Origin of the sequence: Afipia clevelandensis ATCC 49720, assembly GCF_000336555.1 — a bacterium.
Taxonomy (GTDB): Bacteria; Pseudomonadota; Alphaproteobacteria; order Rhizobiales; family Xanthobacteraceae; genus Afipia; species Afipia clevelandensis.
In genome coordinates this window covers 2720300-2737017 of sequence record NZ_KB375281.1, presented here as the reverse complement: position 1 = coordinate 2737017, position 16718 = coordinate 2720300, and the positions used below count along the sequence as shown (strand labels likewise).

14 protein-coding genes and 2 riboswitches are annotated in these 16718 nt (G+C 61.9%); of the genes, 4 read left to right on the top strand and 10 right to left on the bottom strand.

Translation table 11 applies throughout. From position 1 onward, the window contains the following. Window position 1 precedes the first annotated feature (1 nt). The 5 genes from HMPREF9696_RS13090 to HMPREF9696_RS13070 all read right to left on the bottom strand — a co-directional run bounded on the left by HMPREF9696_RS13090 (window position 2) and on the right by HMPREF9696_RS13070 (window position 6485). Window positions 2-1273 carry a relaxase/mobilization nuclease domain-containing protein gene (locus tag HMPREF9696_RS13090; protein WP_002713500.1) on the bottom strand — a complete coding sequence of 424 codons (1272 nt, stop codon included), beginning with the start codon at window positions 1271-1273 and terminating at the stop codon, window positions 2-4. Further along, a complete protein-coding gene (locus tag HMPREF9696_RS13085) occupies window positions 1270-1713 on the bottom strand; it encodes a plasmid mobilization relaxosome protein MobC (protein ID WP_002713499.1) in 444 nt (147 codons plus the stop codon). Before HMPREF9696_RS13085 ends, HMPREF9696_RS13090 begins: the two co-directional genes overlap by 4 nt. 186 nt (window positions 1714-1899) lie before the next feature. After that, a complete protein-coding gene (locus HMPREF9696_RS22040; RefSeq protein ID WP_009734386.1) occupies window positions 1900-2049 on the bottom strand; it encodes a hypothetical protein in 150 nt (49 codons plus the stop codon). Window positions 2050-2328: 279 nt separating this feature from the next. Further along, window positions 2329-3456, bottom strand: a complete 1128-nt coding sequence (locus tag HMPREF9696_RS13075; RefSeq protein WP_002713497.1) for a ribonucleotide-diphosphate reductase subunit beta — start codon at window positions 3454-3456, stop codon at window positions 2329-2331. Between the two features lie 122 nt (window positions 3457-3578). Beyond that, the gene (locus HMPREF9696_RS13070; protein WP_002713496.1) at window positions 3579-6485 is read right to left on the bottom strand and encodes a ribonucleoside-diphosphate reductase subunit alpha; all 2907 of its coding nucleotides are present in this window, start codon (window positions 6483-6485) and stop codon (window positions 3579-3581) included. Window positions 6486-6589: 104 nt separating this feature from the next. Further along, window positions 6590-6806: riboswitch (cobalamin riboswitch) on the bottom strand. A gap of 264 nt (window positions 6807-7070) precedes the next feature. Then, a riboswitch (cobalamin riboswitch) is annotated at window positions 7071-7283 on the top strand. A gap of 100 nt (window positions 7284-7383) precedes the next feature. On the opposite strand from HMPREF9696_RS13070, the gene metE reads away from it, so the two are divergent. After that, entirely contained in the window at window positions 7384-9729 is a 2346-nt protein-coding gene (gene metE / locus HMPREF9696_RS13065; protein ID WP_002713495.1) for a 5-methyltetrahydropteroyltriglutamate--homocysteine S-methyltransferase, read from the top strand. Window positions 9730-9782: 53 nt separating this feature from the next. Here metE and HMPREF9696_RS13060 read toward each other — a convergent pair whose 3' ends face one another. Continuing rightward, window positions 9783-10679: a transcriptional regulator GcvA gene (locus HMPREF9696_RS13060; protein ID WP_002713494.1), complete on the bottom strand. Its 897-nt coding sequence runs from the start codon at window positions 10677-10679 to the stop codon at window positions 9783-9785. 111 nt (window positions 10680-10790) lie between these two features. On the opposite strand from HMPREF9696_RS13060, the gene HMPREF9696_RS13055 reads away from it, so the two are divergent. The 3 genes from HMPREF9696_RS13055 to HMPREF9696_RS13045 all read left to right on the top strand — a co-directional run bounded on the left by HMPREF9696_RS13055 (window position 10791) and on the right by HMPREF9696_RS13045 (window position 13119). Continuing rightward, window positions 10791-11006: a DUF1127 domain-containing protein gene (locus tag HMPREF9696_RS13055; RefSeq protein WP_002713493.1), complete on the top strand. Its 216-nt coding sequence runs from the start codon at window positions 10791-10793 to the stop codon at window positions 11004-11006. A gap of 89 nt (window positions 11007-11095) precedes the next feature. Further along, window positions 11096-11737: a GNAT family N-acetyltransferase gene (locus HMPREF9696_RS13050; protein ID WP_002713492.1), complete on the top strand. Its 642-nt coding sequence runs from the start codon at window positions 11096-11098 to the stop codon at window positions 11735-11737. A gap of 98 nt (window positions 11738-11835) precedes the next feature. After that, the gene (locus tag HMPREF9696_RS13045) at window positions 11836-13119 is read left to right on the top strand and encodes an acetyl-CoA C-acyltransferase (protein ID WP_002713491.1); all 1284 of its coding nucleotides are present in this window, start codon (window positions 11836-11838) and stop codon (window positions 13117-13119) included. Between the two features lie 3 nt (window positions 13120-13122). On the opposite strand, the gene HMPREF9696_RS13040 is transcribed toward HMPREF9696_RS13045, so the two are convergent. From HMPREF9696_RS13040 to HMPREF9696_RS13025, 4 genes are all read right to left on the bottom strand, one after another. After that, window positions 13123-13572 (bottom strand): GNAT family N-acetyltransferase, encoded by a 450-nt coding sequence (locus tag HMPREF9696_RS13040; RefSeq protein ID WP_002713490.1) that lies wholly within the window; start codon window positions 13570-13572, stop codon window positions 13123-13125. Beyond that, window positions 13569-14597 carry a peptidoglycan -binding protein gene (locus HMPREF9696_RS13035; RefSeq protein ID WP_002713489.1) on the bottom strand — a complete coding sequence of 343 codons (1029 nt, stop codon included), beginning with the start codon at window positions 14595-14597 and terminating at the stop codon, window positions 13569-13571. The genes HMPREF9696_RS13040 and HMPREF9696_RS13035 overlap by 4 nt, the downstream gene beginning before the upstream one ends. A gap of 14 nt (window positions 14598-14611) precedes the next feature. Further along, on the bottom strand, window positions 14612-15598 hold the full coding sequence (locus HMPREF9696_RS13030; protein ID WP_002713488.1) for a hypothetical protein: 987 nt from the start codon (window positions 15596-15598) through the stop codon (window positions 14612-14614). A 326-nt stretch (window positions 15599-15924) separates the two neighbouring features. Beyond that, the gene (locus HMPREF9696_RS13025) at window positions 15925-16716 is read right to left on the bottom strand and encodes an inositol monophosphatase family protein (RefSeq protein ID WP_002713487.1); all 792 of its coding nucleotides are present in this window, start codon (window positions 16714-16716) and stop codon (window positions 15925-15927) included. Window positions 16717-16718 lie beyond the last annotated feature (2 nt).

Here is a 16718-nt window from a genome sequence, read left to right as displayed (position 1 = left end):
GCTATATTCCGAGCTCTAGTTCATAGTCCCTGTTCCGATCTGCGCGTCCGGGGTCAGTTCTGCGCGCTACACGAAGAACTGACGCGATTTGCTGAGCTAAACCTGCGCGGTGAACTTTTTGCGCTTCTTGCAAATTCTCAATGCGCTGCTGGAAGGGCGCACGCTCTTGCCGTTGATCTTCGTAGAGCCGTTCACGTTGTGTACGATCCCGTACGAATGAGGCGTATGCCTCGCTCTCATTCTGCTTTCGCAGTTTGAAGTATCGCCCACTCAAGACATCGATCACCACGCCAAGACCGCGACGGAAGCGACTTGCGCGGTCTTTCACCTCATTGTCCCGTCGAATGCTTTGAGCCGACTGCAATCGGGCGCGTTCGACACGCTGTTTCATCACGACCTTTCGCAGGTCATCCTTCAACACCTGAAGGGCCGCCTTCTGATCAGCCTTGTCGTTATGAAGGTGGTCGCGGAGCCGATCCGAGACGCGGTGATGCAAGTCAGCCTGTGTCACCGATACAGATGGCAGACGTTCGCCATCGCCCAGCTTTTGGCGGACATCTTTCGTCTTGAGACCAGACCACCGTGCGACGGAGTAAACTTGACCAGTCACATCCGTCGCAACGATGACGCGCCTATCACCCCGGGCCAAGTAATAGCCACGCTCTTCCAAAGCGTTCTTGAAACTTGCTAGGTTGTCCGAGCGGGCCCAAGCCTCGCGAAAGACTTGCTTTATTTCGCGTGGATCAAGTCCGAGGCGCTTTGCCTGCTGCCAATCGGCTAGCGTGAAGTTCAGAGGATTTTTCCAGCCGTTTTCTTTATGGCCATCCGGAAGTTGCCAGCCGTGTTCGAGGTAAAGCTCCTTTGAAAGTGCTTTGAGCCTGTTCTTGAAATGAGGAAGATTGATCGCCTTCATCGATTCCGCGTCGACTCGCGACCAGACGACATGCGCGTGACGCCTGCCGTTTTTCTCGTGGATAACAATGGCGCGAGGCTGGCCCTGCAAGCCGAGTGCTTCTTCTGCCCGCTCTACTGCCTCCATCAATTGGGTAACCGATGACTCGGCGTCCTTGGGCGGGTTGAGGCTTAAAGAAAAGACAGGCTGACGTGCGCGGGTGCCTTTCGCGATGGCAACGGTCTCCGCCATCGCCCCGGCCAGGTCGCCGGCGACGAAACCCCGGATGTCCTGAACCGTGACGTGGTCATTGTCTTTGTCATTAAGGAGATGCGCGGCGAGCTGACGAGGCCCGCCGCGTTGGGAGCCCTTCAGGATCATTCGGCGGGTCCCTCGGCAGCCTCCGTGAAGAATTCTACGACCGGGAGCCGGGATTTGGCCTCATTGATGATCTGGAGGCCCAAGGCCCGGAGCAGGAGCTGACGCATCTCCAGTACATCGGCGCACGCCTGACGAAGTTCCGCTTCCGTTTCGGCTGAGACCGGCAAGCTGCCGAGGTTGGCGGCCTTGGCAAGCTGATTGAGGTTGCTGGATAGCCGGGATTGGCCGAGGAGCCCTAATAGCCGTCCAAGTGCTTCGGCGTCCCTGATGGGGCTGCTTCGGGCAGCACGGGGCTCCGAATGGCCGTTGAGGGCCCGGTCCCGAATATACTGGCCAAGAGGCTTCGAGCCAGCCAAGTCCCGCAGGCGAGCTTTTTCAGCGTCGGTAAAGCGCACCGAAAGGGGTGAAGATCGGTCGATAGACTGTCCGGGGCCACTCATGGGGTGAGCCTCCGGACGGCTTCCGGATTATCCTTTATCTGGGCCTGCCAGTTCGCTAAATCTTCAAATAACGCGTTCGAACTTACTTCGTCAGGGCGCGCCATTCATTCAAATTTTGCCGAAGTCAGATTTCCGCGAACAACGACTGATCGGCTTTTCGGGACCTGCCTTGCAGGAATGCCGTCTTCAGGATCGGCGAAACCGGAACGGAGCAGAGGGCCGTTTGGCGTCCTCATGCTCGCGCAGCGCCTTTCGCAGGTGCCGCGCATCAACCAGCGCCTTCTGGACATTCTTGTCGGGCGTGCCTTCCTCGAAGAACAGGACGCGCTCGCACATCGGGCATTGCCGGGAGTATCCGTTCTGGACCCTCCGCGCCTTGTCGCGGAAACTTCCCTTGCACTTGGTGCATCTGATCAAAAATGAATCGTCCAAAGCGGGATCTCCCCAATCGGGGCAGTCTCGCAAACAGACATTAATGTAGCTTTGCCGCTGACCGCGGCTTTTGCGCCTTTCAGCAAGGTCCGGCGGTGGCCTGCGATCCGTGGTGAGATTCATGGCGAGATTTATGGCGAGAGGCGCAGGCCGGGCTTTCGGCCCGGTCCGCTCCCTGCCATCTCAATCCCAGGAGAGCGCGCCGCCGTTCTGGTATTCGATCACGCGCGTTTCAAAGAAGTTCTTTTCCTTCTTCAGGTCCATCACTTCGGACATCCAAGGGAATGGATTGTCGGTTTCCGCGAACACCGGGGCGAGGCCGATCTGCGCGCAGCGGCGGTTGGCGATGAAGTGCATGTACTGTTCGCACAGCGCTGCATTGAGACCGAGGAACCCGCGCGGCATGGTGTCCCGCCCATAGGCCGCCTCCAGTTCAGCGGCCTCCTTCAGCATGCCGCGGACGTCTTCCTGAAACTCCTTCGTCCACAGATGAGGATTCTCCAGCTTGATCTGGTTGATGACGTCGATGCCGAAGTTCAGGTGGATACTCTCGTCGCGCAGGATGTACTGGTACTGCTCGGCGATGCCGACCATCTTGTTGCGCCGTCCGAGCGAAAGGATTTGCGCGAATCCGGTGTAGAACCACATGCCTTCAAACACGACATAGAAAGCGACGAGATCGCGGAGGAACGCCTGATCGCTTTCCAGCGTTCCGGTGGTGAAATCCGGATTGTCGAGATTTTGCGTGTGTTTCAGCGCCCAGGCCGCCTTGTCGGTGATCGAGGGCACCTCGCGGTACATGTTGAACAGCTCGCCCTCGTCGAGACCGAGGCTTTCCACGACGTACTGGAAAGTGTGGGTGTGCACCGCCTCCTCGAAAGCCTGCCGCAGCAGATATTGCCGACATTCCGGATTGGTGAGATGGCGGTAGATCGCCAGCACGATGTTGTTGGCGACAAGGCTTTCGGAGGCCGCGAAGAAACCAAGATTGCGCTTGATGGCGCGGCGCTCGTCCTCGGTCAGTCCGTCGCGCGATTTCCACAGCGCGATATCCGCCTGCATCGAGACTTCGGTGGGCATCCAGTGGTTGTTGCAGCCGGCGAGATATTTTTCCCACGCCCATTTGTATTTGAGCGGAAGGAGCTGGTTGACGTCGGCGCGGCAGTTGATCATCCGCTTTTCGTCGACGGACACGCGCCCGCCGCTGCGGTCGATGGTGCCGAGGCCAGTCTGTTCGGCACCGGGTGGTGTGTTGAAGATCGCGGCGGCCGATGGCGTGGCGGATGATGTTGAGTCTGACCAGTCGAGCATGGGATTATCTTTCGTATTCAATATTGGCGGTTATCGTCATTGCGAGGAGCGTAGCGACGAGGCAATCCAGCTTTCTTTCGTCGCCATGGATTGCTTCGCTTCGCTCGCAATGACGGCGAGGGTTACTGGCACGCCTCGCAGTCGGGATTGTCGATCGAGCAGGCGAGGGCCTCCGCAAAGTCGGTTTGCTTTCCTGCCTGCGGCACAATGATCGGGGCAGCGGCCGCCGTGGCCGTTGCCGACACGGCGTTCAGCTTGCCGTCGGTGCCTTTGAGTGTGGATTTCTCGACATGGGTGGCGCTGCGCGAGCGCAGGTAATAGGTGGTCTTGAGGCCAAGGCTCCAGGCGAGGCGATAGAGCTGGTCCAGCTTCTTGCCTGACGGATTCGCGATATAGAGATTGAGCGACTGCGCCTGATCAATCCACTTCTGGCGGCGGGCCGCGGCTTCGATCAGCCATGCGGTGTCGATCTCGAAGGCGGTGGCGTAGAGCGCCTTGAGGTCGTCCGGCACGCGGTCGATCTGGCCGACGCTGCCGTCGAAATATTTCAGGTCGGAGACCATCACCTCGTCCCACAGCCCGCGTGATTTGAGATCGCGCACCAGAAACTCGTTCACCTCGGTGAAGTCGCCGGACATGTTCGATTTGACGTAGAGGTTCTGGTATGCGGGCTCAATCGACTGCGCGACGCCGCAGATGTTGGAAATCGTCGCCGTCGGCGCGATCGCCATCACATTGGAGTTGCGCATGCCGGTCTCGCGCACACGCTCGCGCAGGCTCGACCAGTCCAAAGTTGTCGAGGTGTCGAAGGTCGCGCCGCCGCGTGCGTCGGACAGGATCGCAATCGAATCGATCGGCAGGATGCCGCGCGACCACAGCGAGCCATCGAACGAGGGATAGCGTCCGCGCTCGGCGGCAAGATCGACGGAGGCCGAGATGGCGTGATAGCTGATCGCCTCCATGCTTTCATCGGCGAAGGCGACGGCCTTCTCGGTGGCGACCGGAATGCGCTGTGCATGCAGCGCATCCTGGAAGCCCATCAGGCCGAGGCCGACCGGGCGGTGACGCAGGTTGGAGCGCCGCGCTTCGGGGATGGTGTAGAAATTGATGTCGACCACATTGTCGAGCATCCGCACGGCCGTCGTGACGGTGCGCTTCAGCTTGTCGTGGTCGATCCCGCTGCCCGTGGTGTGGTTGAGCAGGTTGACAGAGCCGAGGTTGCAGACCGCGACTTCATCCGCCGAGGTGTTGAGTGTGATTTCGGTGCAGAGATTGGAGGAATGCACCACGCCGACATGCTGCTGCGGCGAGCGCAGGTTGCAGGGATCCTTGAAGGTGATCCAGGGATGTCCGGTCTCGAACAGCATGGTCAGCATGCGCCGCCACAGGTCCGTGGCGCGGACGCGCTTGAACACGCGCATTTCGCCGCGGTCCGCCTTGGCTTCATAAGCTTCATAAGCGGTCTTGAACTTCGGGCCGTAAAGGTCGTGCAGGTCCGGCGTTTCATCCGGCGAGAACAGGCTCCATTCGCCGTCCTGCTCGACGCGCTGCATAAACAGGTCCGGCACCCAGTTGGCAGTGTTCATGTCGTGGGTGCGGCGGCGGTCGTCGCCGGTGTTCTTGCGCAGGTCGAGGAATTCCTCGATGTCGATGTGCCATGTCTCGAGATAGGCGCAGACCGCGCCCTTGCGCTTGCCGCCCTGATTGACGGCTATCGCGGTGTCGTTCGCGACCTTCAGGAACGGGACCACACCCTGGCTTTCACCATTGGTGCCCTTGATGTGTGCACCGAGGCCGCGCACCGGCGTCCAGTCATTGCCGAGACCGCCGGAATATTTTGCCAGCAGCGCGTTGTCCTTGATCGACTTGAAGATGCCGTCGAGATCGTCCGCCACGGTGGTGAGGAAGCAGGACGAGAGCTGCGGGCGCAGCGTGCCCGAGTTGAACAGCGTCGGGGTGGAAGCCATGAAGTCGAACGACGAGAGCAGATTGTAGAATTCGATGGCGCGCGCCTCACGGTCGATCTCGCGCATGGCAAGGCCCATCGCCACGCGCATGAAGAAGGCTTGCGGCAGTTCGATCCGCCGGTTGCGGACGTGCAGGAAGTACCGGTCATACAGCGTCTGCAGCCCGAGGAACTGGAATTGCAGGTCGCGTTCGGGCTTCAGCGCCGCGGCGAGCCGCGCAAGATCGAAGCGGCTGAGTTCGGGGTCGAGCAGTTCAGCCTGGATGCCGACTTTCACATAGGCCGCAAAATACTCGGCGTAGCGGGTGGCCATTTCGGCCTGTGTCGCCGTCATGGGCGTAGCATGCACGAAGCTCAGGACCTCGCCGCGCAGCTTGTCCAGCAACAGGCGAGAGGAGACGTAGGAATAATTCGGCTCCTGTTCCACCAGCGTGCGCGAGGCCATGATCGAGGCGAGGGCGAGTTCGTCCTGGCCGATGCCATCGTAGAGATTGCGGCGCGCTTCTGTGAGCACGAGGGCGGCATCGACGCCGTCGAGACCGGCGCAGGCTTCGGCGATGATGGCTTCCAGCCGCCGGGTGTCGAGGACCACGCGCGTGCCATCCGCCAGCGTCGTATGCAAGACGGGTTCGGCCGGGGCCTTCTGCGCGACAATCTTCTCGGCGCGTTCGCGGGCGCGCTCCTCGCGATACAGCACATAGGCACGGGCCACCTTGTGATGTTCGCTGCGCATCAGCGCGAGTTCGACCTGATCCTGCACGTCCTCGATGTGAAAGGTGCGGCCCTCGCCAACGCGCCGGGTGAGGGCGGTAGTCACTTCCTGTGTCAGTTGCTCAACGATTTCATGCACGCGGCGCGAGGCGGCTGCGGTGTGACCCTCGACGGCGAGGAATGCCTTGGTCATCGCGATCGAGATTTTCGACGGATCGAATTTCGACACGGTGCCGTTGCGGCGGATCACCTGCATGGCAGGTTCGCTCGGCGCGGATTGCGCAAGCGATTCGAGACTCAACTGAATGATCGGCTGATTTTCGTTCTTTGTGGAATGCAGGTTGAGCGACATCGAATGACCCCGTGATGCTTTTGTAAGTAACGGGGAATCGAAGGCGCATGAGCACACGGCCATACAGCCGTTTGCACGCGGCCGCCGGACACCCCGTCCGTGGACGTTTTCTCGGTGTCGCGGCAGGTCTCCTGGCTCGCAGGTCGGCGTTGAATCCTGTCTTCCCGATGCGAAATCGCATCAGTGACATCGGCCGGATTCAACTCACTGCTTACAGTTGCGGGGGCAGCGCCGGATTCGCTGCAAGAGATGCAGCCCACCGGCTTCCCATCTTAGCCACTAGATTTTGAGACTAGTGGAACCGTGACACCCATATGTGGTGATACGAACCGCAAAGTGTCAAGAAAAGATTAAGAGCCGTCCCCGCTATTCCCGAAGCGCTGGAAAATCGGGCCGTTCTGGATTGCGCGAGCGTCCTTCCACTTCTCCACGCGGGGGCTGATTTCGGCTGGCGCGGCGAAACCGGCCGGAGAAATCCGAATCACTGAAGGATTCGCGCAAACGGCGCTGCCCACTGGTGTCGCGCCCGCGGTTTGCGCCCGCGCAGTGGGAAGTTTTCCCTTTGACCGGCTTCGCGCCATTCCCGCATAACCTTCGCATCGTGGTTCTGCCGGTCTTTCGAGACCGGAAGCTAAGAGGGAATCCGGTGAGCGGAGACGATCCGCGATCCCGGAGCTGCCCCCGCAACTGTCAGCGGCGAGCCTTGTCCATTGATGCCACTGCGGCGCGCGCCGCGGGAAGGCGGACGCAAGGCTGCGACCCGTGAGCCAGGAGACCTGCCGCGATCACATAACGTCCACGGGCGGGGTGCCCCGGTGTGTCGCTTGCGAGAGGACGGCGCCGCCGTCGCTGTTGTTCGCGCATGTCCGGCCCTGCCCCAACATCACGGGGTTTGCCGATGTCAAATTCGTCTTCTGTTGCTTCCATTCCCGTCGCTACGCTGGGCACGCCGCGTATCGGCCCCCATCGCGAACTGAAGACCGCGCTGGAAAGTTTCTGGTCGGGCAAGATCGACGAGGCTGCGCTCGTCAAAACCGCCGCGCAGCTTCGCGCGGACAACTGGGCGCGCCAGAAGGCGCGCGGCGTCACAGTCATCCCGTCGAACGATTTCTCGTTCTACGATCAGGTGCTCGACACCAGCGTGATGGTCGGCGCGATTCCAGCCATCTACGGCTGGAAGGGCGGTCCGGTTTCGCTGGCGACGTATTTCGCAATGGCGCGCGGCTCGCAGGGCGACGGCGAAGCCTGCGAACACGGTCACGCCCATCAGCATCACGGCCACGGTGCGCCGGCGCAGGAAATGACCAAGTGGTTCGACACCAACTATCACTACATGGTGCCGGAGTTCGCGAAGGATCAGACCTTCGCGCTGTCCTCGACCAAGCCGATTGACGAATACAGGGAAGCCAAGGTGCTCGGCTATCAGACCCGGCCCGTTCTGCTGGGGCCGGTGACGTTTCTCAAACTCGGCAAGAGCGAGTTGCCGGACCGGATGTCGCTGCTGCCGAAACTGCTGCCGGTCTACATTGATGTGCTCGGGAGGCTCGCTGCGGAGGGAGCGGACTGGGTGCAGATCGACGAGCCGTGCCTTGTGCTCGATCTCGATGCTGCCGAGAAGGCTGCCCTCAGGGCGGCGTACAGCGAATTCGCGCTGAAGGTTCCCGGTCTGCGGATCATGCTTGCCACCTATTTCGGTGCGCTGGATGACAACGCCGCTCTTGCGGCCAGGCTGCCGGTGGCGGGGATTCATCTCGATCTGGTTCGCGGCCGGGCTCAGGCCGAAGCGATCATTCACCTGCTTCCCGCTGACAGCGTTCTCTCCCTTGGCGTGATCGACGGTCGCAATGTCTGGCGCAGCGATCTGCCGAACGTGCTGGAGCGGCTTGAACCGATTCTAAAACAGGTCGGCGCGCATCGCATTCAGCTTGCGCCGTCATGTTCCTTGCTGCATGTGCCCGTCGATCTCGACCGGGAGACGAAACTCGACGCCGACCTGAAGAGCTGGCTTGCCTTCTCGCTGCAGAAGATGACGGAATTGTCCACGCTCGGAAAAGCTCTCTCCGGCCAGCGCGACGTGGTCAAGGACGAACTCGCAGCGTCCGCTGCCGCGGCTGCCTCGCGCCAGTCGTCGCCAAAAGTTCACAACAAGGCGGTGGCCGATCGTGTTGCCGCGCTCACGGCGGACATGGCCAATCGCCGCAGCGCCTTCGCGGCGCGTGCGCAGGTTCAGCGCGACCGCTTCAAACTGCCGGCGTTCCCGACCACGACTATCGGCTCTTTCCCGCAAACCAGCGAGGTGCGCAAGGCGCGCGCCGCCTTCACCAAGGGCACGATCAATCAGGTCGAGTACGACCGGTTCCTGCGCGAGGAAACCCGGCGCGCGGTGGCATGGCAGGAGGAGATCGGCCTTGACGTGCTGGTCCATGGCGAATTCGAGCGCAACGACATGGTGCAGTATTTCGGCGAGCAGCTCTCCGGCTTCGCCTTCACCCAGCATGCTTGGGTGCAGAGCTACGGCTCGCGCTGCGTCCGTCCGCCGATCCTGTTCGGTGACGTGTCGCGGCCAAAGCCGATGACGGTGGAATGGTGGACGTATGCGCAGTCACTGACCAAGCGGCCGATGAAGGGCATGCTTACAGGCCCCGTGACCATCCTCAACTGGTCGTTCGTCCGCGACGATATTCCGCGCAGCGAATCCTGCCGGCAGATCGCGCTCGCGATCCGCGATGAGGTGACCGATCTTGAAAAGGCCGGCGCGACCATGATCCAGATCGACGAGGCGGCCCTGCGCGAGGGGCTCCCGTTGCGCCGCTCGGAATGGAAAGCCTATCTCGACTGGGCGGTGGGCAGCTTCCGCATCGCGGCGTCCGGCGTGGCGGATCGCACGCAGATCCACACCCACATGTGTTACTCGGAGTTCAACGACATCATCGACGCCATTGGTGCGATGGATGCGGATGTGATTTCCATCGAAACCTCGCGCTCCAAGATGGAATTGCTGGATGCGTTCGTCACTTACCGGTATCCGAACGAAATCGGCCCGGGCGTCTACGACATTCATTCGCCGCGCGTGCCGGATGTGTCCGAGATGACGGAACTGCTGTTGCTTGCCCGCAAGCGGCTGACCGAGGACCAGCTCTGGATCAATCCGGATTGCGGTCTCAAGACCCGGGGCTGGGCCGAGGTGCGGCCTGCGCTGGTCAACATGGTCGCGGCGGCGCGCGAGATGCGGGCGCGGGCCTGAGTTCTGAAGGGCTGCGGCGCGCTTGAGGCATGCCGCAGCTTTCCTTTCGGATCTTACGCAGGCTGCTGCGCCGACACCGTTGTCAGCCAGTCGCGAAACAGCTTGAGCTTCGGCGTCACCGGCCGGTCTTGCGGTGTGACAAAATAATAGCCCGCCGACGGCATGGTGACATTGAACGGCACCACCAGCCGCCCATTGGCGACGTCATCTGCGACATAGGCGGTGTGGCCCATGGCAACACCGAGTCCATCAATCGCTGCCTGAATGGTCATGAAGGCGAGATCGAATGTCAGGCCGCGATTTTGCGACAGGTGCGCGGGCAAGCCTGCCGCGGTCAGCCAGAGACGCCAGTCGTCGACGGTGCTTGACGTATGCAGCAGCGTGGCATGCGCGAGGTCTTCCGGCTGCCGCAGCGCGCGCTCGCCGGTCAGCAGCTTGGGGCTGCATACCGGAAACAGATGTTCCGCCATCAGCCATTCGGCCTCCAGCCCCGGCCATCGCCCCTGTCCGTATCGAATGGCCGCGTCGACATTGGTGGTGCGGAAATCCACCAGTTCGGTCGAGGTGGTGATGCGGACGTCAATCTCCGGATGCTGTTCCTGAAACGACGACAATCTGGGTAGCAGCCATTTCACCGCCAGCGAGGTCAGGGTGCTGACCGTCAGCACGCGATCGTCGCCTTTCCGCAGCAGGCGGTCGGTGGCGGTGCGCAGGTCCTGAAACGCGGCGCGGATGCCGGGAAGATACTCGGCGGCCTGCGGAGTCAGCGCCAGCGACCGGCTTTGCCGGATGAACAGCTTGAGGCCCAGTTCCTCCTCCAGCCGCCGGATCTGATGGCTGATGGCGGTCTGGGTGACGTTCAGCTCCTCCGCCGCAAGGGTGAAGCTGAGATGCCGCGCCGCGGCTTCAAACGCGCGCAAACCGTTGAGGGAGGGCAATCGGGCGACCATGTAGCCTCTCATATATGAGATTATCTCATATAACGAGGGACAACGTGTCGTTTGTCAATAGGGGGTTTGAAGCAGATATTCCTAGCATCGAATTCGTTTTAGGAGGCTACAATGTCTGCTACCACCACCAACTTGATGACAAATCATCATCACTCGTCAATCCCTCACCCGGTTGCGGCCGCGATCTCCGACCTGTTGCACACCTGGAGCGAGCGTTCCAAGCGGCGGGCTGAACTGGCTCACCTCAGTGATCGTGATTTCCACGATGTCGGCGCGAGCTGGAGCGACTTCGCCTTCGAGGCCAGCAAGCCGTTCTGGCGTGAGTAATCCCCTGCCACCGGGTCCGGTTCGCTGAACCGGACCCGGTCCCCTGTTTACGCCCGGCAAAGTCGGAAAATGAGTTGATGGAGCGTGCCATGTTCGCCCAGCCCGATCACAGTTCCGTCCTGACCAATCTCGGCCGCTACACTGATATCGTGCGGCTGAAGAGCGGGCAGCCGCTGACGGTTCGCTTCATCGAACAGAAAGACGCCGACGGGCTGATGGCCTACTTCCGCGGACTGTCGCGGCAGTCGCGCTACAATCGGCTGATGGGCGCCGTGAGCGAGTTGCCGCCGTCGGAGCTCGACAAGACGCTTCATGTCGGTGAGGGCAGCCGCTTCGCGGTCATCGCCGAAATGCGGGTCGATAGCGCCGATACCATCGTTGGCGAGGCCCGCTACAGCTACAATGCCGACACGCAGAACACCGAATTCGGGCTGTCGATCGGTGACGAGTGGCAGGGCCAGGGGATCGGATCGGCGATCCTGTCGAATCTGGAATGCCGTGCGGCAGCGCTCGGCGCGCTGCGGCTGTTCGGCGAAACCTTCCGCAACAACGAGCAGATGATCGGTCTCGCCCGCAAGGCCGGCTACACGTTCGGCGGGATGGCGAGCGACTGGCGGCAGGTTCGCTTTGAAAAGCCGCTCTATCGCGCGATGGATATTCCCTGCGAAAGCTGGAAGCAGGCCGCGACCGCTGGCTGGCTGCGAAACGAGGCGCTGCTGGCCGTGCATTGATGGTCCGATCGAATGCCGCCGTCGGCTTGTACGCCCTGCGGGTGATCGACTAGTCTCCGGGCGCGCCTGACAGGGCGTTCGAGCCCGGAGTTAAGTGTATGGCGCAATCTGCAAAATCCGACATCTGGCTGGCCGCGGGCCTGCGCACGCCTTTTGCCAAGGTGGACGGCCCCCTCAGCAATGTCGACGCCATCGCGATGTCAGTGCCGGTGGTCAAACACATGATCGAACGTCTTGGCGGCGCGAAGCCGGATTTCGCAGTGTGGGGCAATGTCGTGCCCAATCTCACCTGGAGCAACATCGCGCGCGAAATTCTCATGGATGCCGGCGTCGATGCGACGGTGCCGGCCTATTCCACGGTGATGGCCTGCTCGACCAGCATGATGGGCGTGTTTGAAGCCGCCGGAATGATCGACGGCGAGGTGCGAAACCTTGCGCTGGTCGGCGGTGTCGACAGTCTCAGCCAGGTGCAGCTTGGTCTCGGCATGTCGCTGTCGAACTGGGTGCGTCAGTTCCAGACCGCGCGTTCGCTCGGACAAAAACTTACCCATGCCATCGACCTCAAGCTCAGTGATGTGCGTCTCTACATTCCAGCGGTCAGCAACCGTACCACCGGCATGAGCATGGGCGAGCACACCGAGATCACCGCGAAGGAATGGCACATCTCGCGCGAGGCGCAGGATCAGGTCGCGCTGGAAAGCCATCAGCACGCGGTGGCGGCGTGGGATCGCGGCTTCTTCGACGATCTCGTGATTCCGTTTGATGGCGTGCGCCGCGACACCATCCCGCGCAAGGATACGTCGCTGGAGAAGCTGGCGCGGTTGCCGCCGTCGTTCGACCGCAAGAGCGGCAAGGGCACGCTGACGGCAGGTAATTCATCGCCATTGACCGACGGCGCATCGAGCATCTGGGTCGCCTCGCAGAAGGGACTGGAAAAACTTCCCGCGAATACGGCGCGTGTGAAACTGGTCGATTGGGAAATCGCGTCGGTGGATTTCCGTACCGAAGGGCTTTTGATGGCGCCGCCCTATGCGATCCCGCGCCTGCTGGCGCGGCAATCGCTGACCTATGCGGACGTGCAGCTCTGGGAAATCCATGAGGCGTTCGCGGCGCAGGTGCTGGCGCATATCAAGGCGCTGGATAGTCCCGCGTTCATTCGCGACAAGGTGGGCGTGACGGCGGACTTTGGGCAGTTTCCGCGCAATCGCGTCAATCCCAACGGCGGCAGCATTGCGCTCGGCCATCCGTTCGGTGCGACCGGCGCACGCATCCTCAGTCAGGCGGTGAAAGAGCTGGCGGCGATGCCGAAGGGCAGCCGCGCCATTGTCAGCATCTGCGCCGACGGCGGGCAGGGCACGGTGGCGCTATTGGAAGCGGCGTGATGCTCACGGCTTCCACGCCATGCCCCAGACCTTGCGTCCCGACACCGGATTGACGTCGTCATGGGTATGAACGAAGCCGTTGCGCTCATAGAAGCGGATGGCGCGGGCGTTGTCGGTGTTGACCAGCAGCGTGATGCCGCGCGGGGACATCGCCTTCGCCTGTGCGATCAAGAGATTGCCGAGGTCCGATCCCCAGGTTTCGGGGGCGACCACAAGCTGATCGAGATAGCCGGATGAATCGATGGTGACGAAGCCGGCCATGGCGTCGTCCCGCTCCGCCACGACGATCTGCGCCATCGGCACCAACTCGTTGCGCCAGCGCGCGCGCCAGACTTCCAGCCGCTGCGCGAAGTCGATCGAGGGATAGGCCTGGCTCCAGGTACGATGCCACAGGGCGATTGCGGCATCTTCATCGCTGGCGCTATAGGGCCGCAGCGTGAAGGGTTCGCTCATCGCTCGGTGAGCTTGAGTTCGATGCGGCGGTTGCGTTTGAAGGCCTCTTCGGTCTTTTCGGGATCGAGCGGCTGGAATTCCGCGAAGCCCGCTGCCACCAGACGCTGTGCCGGAACACCGAGCGACACGAGATATTGCACCACCGAGATCGCGCGCGCCGATGACAATTCCCAGTTCGACTTGAACTGCGGGCTGTTGATCGGCCGCACGTCGGTATGGCCGTCAACACGCAGAACCCAGGCGATCTCGGCCGGGATCTGCTTGTCGAGGTCGATCAGCGCGCTCGCGAGCTTGTCGAGTTCGGCGCGTCCTTCCGGCAGCAGCACAGCCTGTCCGGTATCGAAGAACACTTCGGACTGGAACACAAAACGGTCGCCGACGATGCGAACATCGGGCCGGTTGCCGAGAATGGCGCGCAGACGCCCGAAGAATTCTGAGCGGTAGCGCGACAGTTCCTGCACGCGCTGCGCCAGCGCCACGTTCAGCCGCTGGCCGAGGTCGGCGATCTTGGTCTGGGATTCCTTGTCGCGCTTTTCCGAAGCGTCGAGCGCTTCCTCAAGCGCGGCGAGTTGCCGGCGCAGCGCGCTGATCTGCTGGTTCAGCACCTCGATCTGCGCCAGCGCACGGGCGGAAACCTGCTTTTCGGACTCCAGCGCCTTGCCGAGTTCCACAGCGCGGCCCTGCGCGCTCGCACCGGCGCCGGCAAGTCCATCGTAGAGACCTTTCACACGGTCGCGCTCGGCTTCCGCCGAGGCCAGTCCGGCGCGCATTTGCGAGAGCTGCTCGTCGAGGTTCAGCTTGCCGAGTTTTTCCAGCGAGAGCAGATCGTTGAGCTGGGCGATCTGTGCGTTCAGCCGTTCCAGCGCCTTGTCCTTGCCGGTGACCTCCTGCGACAGGAAGAACTGCACGACAAGAAACACCGACAGCAGGAACACGACGGCCAGCACCAGCGTCGACAGCGCATCGACGAAGCCCGGCCAGTAGTTGAAGCCGCTGTCGTTGCGGCGTGAACGCGAAAGCGCCATCGGCTATCTCCGGTTCAATTGGTCTCGGGCTGGCGTGCGAGACGCTCCAGCAGGGCCTTGATTTCCTTGTTCTGCTCGCCCTGGCTGTCGGCCCATTCGCGGATCAGTTGCTGCTCGGTGCGCATGTGATGCACGAGGCCCTGGATCGCTTCGGCAAGATTCGCCATCGCGGTGGTGGAGGCGCGGTTCGATCCCATGTCCTCCATGGCGGCGCGCAGCTTGTCGAGTGCGGGGCTGAGATCGCCGGTCGCGCCATGGCTGTCACCGGCGTATTCCTGCACGGTCTCCGCAAGCCAGTCTTCGAGATCGGTGTAGAACCGGTTCTGCGCCTGGCTCGATTGCAGATCGAGGAAGCCAAGGATCAGCGAGCCGGCGAGGCCGAACAGCGAGGACGAGAACGAAATGCCCATGCCGCCGAGCGGGGCGGCAAGGCCTTCCTTCAAGGCGTCGAACACCGAACCGGCATCGCCGCCGACTTTCAGGCCCTCGATCACCTTGCCCACCGAGCCGACAGTCTCGATCAGGCCCCAGAACGTGCCGAGCAGGCCGAGGAACACCAGCAGACCTGTCATGTAGCGCGACAGGTCGCGCGCTTCATCGAGGCGGGTGGCGATGGAGTCGAGCAGATGCCGCATGGTCTGCTGCGTGATGGTCATGCGGCCCGAGCGATTGCTCAACATCGCGGCCATCGGCGCCAGCAGCGCCGGGCGCCGGTCGACCGCAAGGCCGGGATCGGAAATGCGGAAACTGTTGATCCACGAGATTTCCGGATAGAGCCGGATCACCTGCCGGAATGCGAGAATGATGCCGATGGCAAGGACCGCGCCGATCAGCGCGTTGAGACCGGGATTGGCGAGGAAGGCCTGCCATATCTGCTTGTAAAGAACGAACCCGACCAGTCCGCACAAGATCAGGAACACCAGCATCCGGACCAGAAAGATGCGGGGCGTCGACAGTTTTGTGACGCTGATGTCGGCGGCTGTGCTGGAAGTCTTTGCCATGACGGATCGTCAATCCCTGTCCGTGGAACATCGTTGACATCAATATGGCACAGCGGCGGCGGGAAGAAAGACATCATCGTGCATTGACCCCAGTCGGGGAACCGGCGGGTGCCTTGCATCGTTCAGTCCGCGCGCTGTGACGCAGATATGACCTGGTATTGCAGAACGAGAAGCCGTCCGCCCGGTCCCTGACATGGCGCCGGTAATTCAGGGTGGGTCGAGCGACACTTTCGCGTCATTGCGAGGAGCGCAGCGACGAGGCAATCCAGCTTTATCCAAGAATGGATTGCTTCGCTTCGCTCGCAATGATGGCTAACTGTTGCTGTCTAGCCTAGCGGCTTGAGGATCTTCACCAGTTCGCGCTGGATCGTCTCGTTGCCACAGACCACGTGGCCGGTGGCCATCGCGGTGTCGCCGCCCTCGATGCCACTGACGACGCCGCCAGCCTCGCGCACCATCAGCAATCCCGCCGCGATGTCCCACGGCTGCAGGTTGCGCTCCCAGTAGCCATCGAGACGGCCTGCCGCGACGAAGGCGAGATCGAGCGACGCTGCGCCGAAGCGGCGCAGGCCCGCCACGCGATTCTGCATCTCAGTCATCTCGCGGCGTGACAGTTCATGATCGCCGCGTCCGATATGCGGCAGGCCACAGGCGATGACGCATTCGCTGAGTTGCTTGCGCCCGGCGACGCGCAGGCGCGTGTCGTTGAGGAATGCGCCTTTGCCGCGCTCGCTCGTGTAGAGTTCATCGTTGGCCGGATTGTAGATCACGCCGGCCACAATGGTGTCTTCGCGCTGCAGGGCAATCGAGATCGCAAACTGCGGAATGCCGTGAAGAAAATTCGTCGTGCCGTCGAGCGGATCGACGATCCATGTGTTCGACTTGTCGGTGCCCTCGCGTGTGCCGCCTTCCTCGCCGAGGAAACCATAGCCGGGCCGCGCCTTGATCAGGTCGTCATAAAGCATCTGCTCGGCGCGCTTGTCGGCCAGCGAGACGAAATTGGCCGGCCCCTTCAGCGACACCTGAAGGTTCTCGATCTCGCCGAGATCGCGCTTGAGACTGCGGCCTGCGCGGCGCGCGGCCTTGACCATGACATTGATGAGCGCTGACTGAAGCATTG

Coding starts and splice junctions, on each gene's coding strand:
- HMPREF9696_RS13055 (WP_002713493.1), top strand. CDS start 10,791: ATGTCTGCTACCACCACCAACTTGATGACAAATCATCATCACTCGTCA.
- HMPREF9696_RS13050 (WP_002713492.1), top strand. CDS start 11,096: ATGTTCGCCCAGCCCGATCACAGTTCCGTCCTGACCAATCTCGGCCGC.
- HMPREF9696_RS13035 (WP_002713489.1), bottom strand. CDS start 14,597: ATGGCGCTTTCGCGTTCACGCCGCAACGACAGCGGCTTCAACTACTGG.
- metE (WP_002713495.1), top strand. CDS start 7,384: ATGTCAAATTCGTCTTCTGTTGCTTCCATTCCCGTCGCTACGCTGGGC.
- HMPREF9696_RS13085 (WP_002713499.1), bottom strand. CDS start 1,713: ATGAGTGGCCCCGGACAGTCTATCGACCGATCTTCACCCCTTTCGGTG.
- HMPREF9696_RS13025 (WP_002713487.1), bottom strand. CDS start 16,716: ATGCTTCAGTCAGCGCTCATCAATGTCATGGTCAAGGCCGCGCGCCGC.
- HMPREF9696_RS22040 (WP_009734386.1), bottom strand. CDS start 2,049: ATGTGCGAGCGCGTCCTGTTCTTCGAGGAAGGCACGCCCGACAAGAAT.
- HMPREF9696_RS13040 (WP_002713490.1), bottom strand. CDS start 13,572: ATGAGCGAACCCTTCACGCTGCGGCCCTATAGCGCCAGCGATGAAGAT.
- HMPREF9696_RS13045 (WP_002713491.1), top strand. CDS start 11,836: ATGGCGCAATCTGCAAAATCCGACATCTGGCTGGCCGCGGGCCTGCGC.
- HMPREF9696_RS13030 (WP_002713488.1), bottom strand. CDS start 15,598: ATGGCAAAGACTTCCAGCACAGCCGCCGACATCAGCGTCACAAAACTG.
- HMPREF9696_RS13075 (WP_002713497.1), bottom strand. CDS start 3,456: ATGCTCGACTGGTCAGACTCAACATCATCCGCCACGCCATCGGCCGCC.
- HMPREF9696_RS13070 (WP_002713496.1), bottom strand. CDS start 6,485: ATGTCGCTCAACCTGCATTCCACAAAGAACGAAAATCAGCCGATCATT.
- HMPREF9696_RS13060 (WP_002713494.1), bottom strand. CDS start 10,679: ATGGTCGCCCGATTGCCCTCCCTCAACGGTTTGCGCGCGTTTGAAGCC.
- HMPREF9696_RS13090 (WP_002713500.1), bottom strand. CDS start 1,273: ATGATCCTGAAGGGCTCCCAACGCGGCGGGCCTCGTCAGCTCGCCGCG.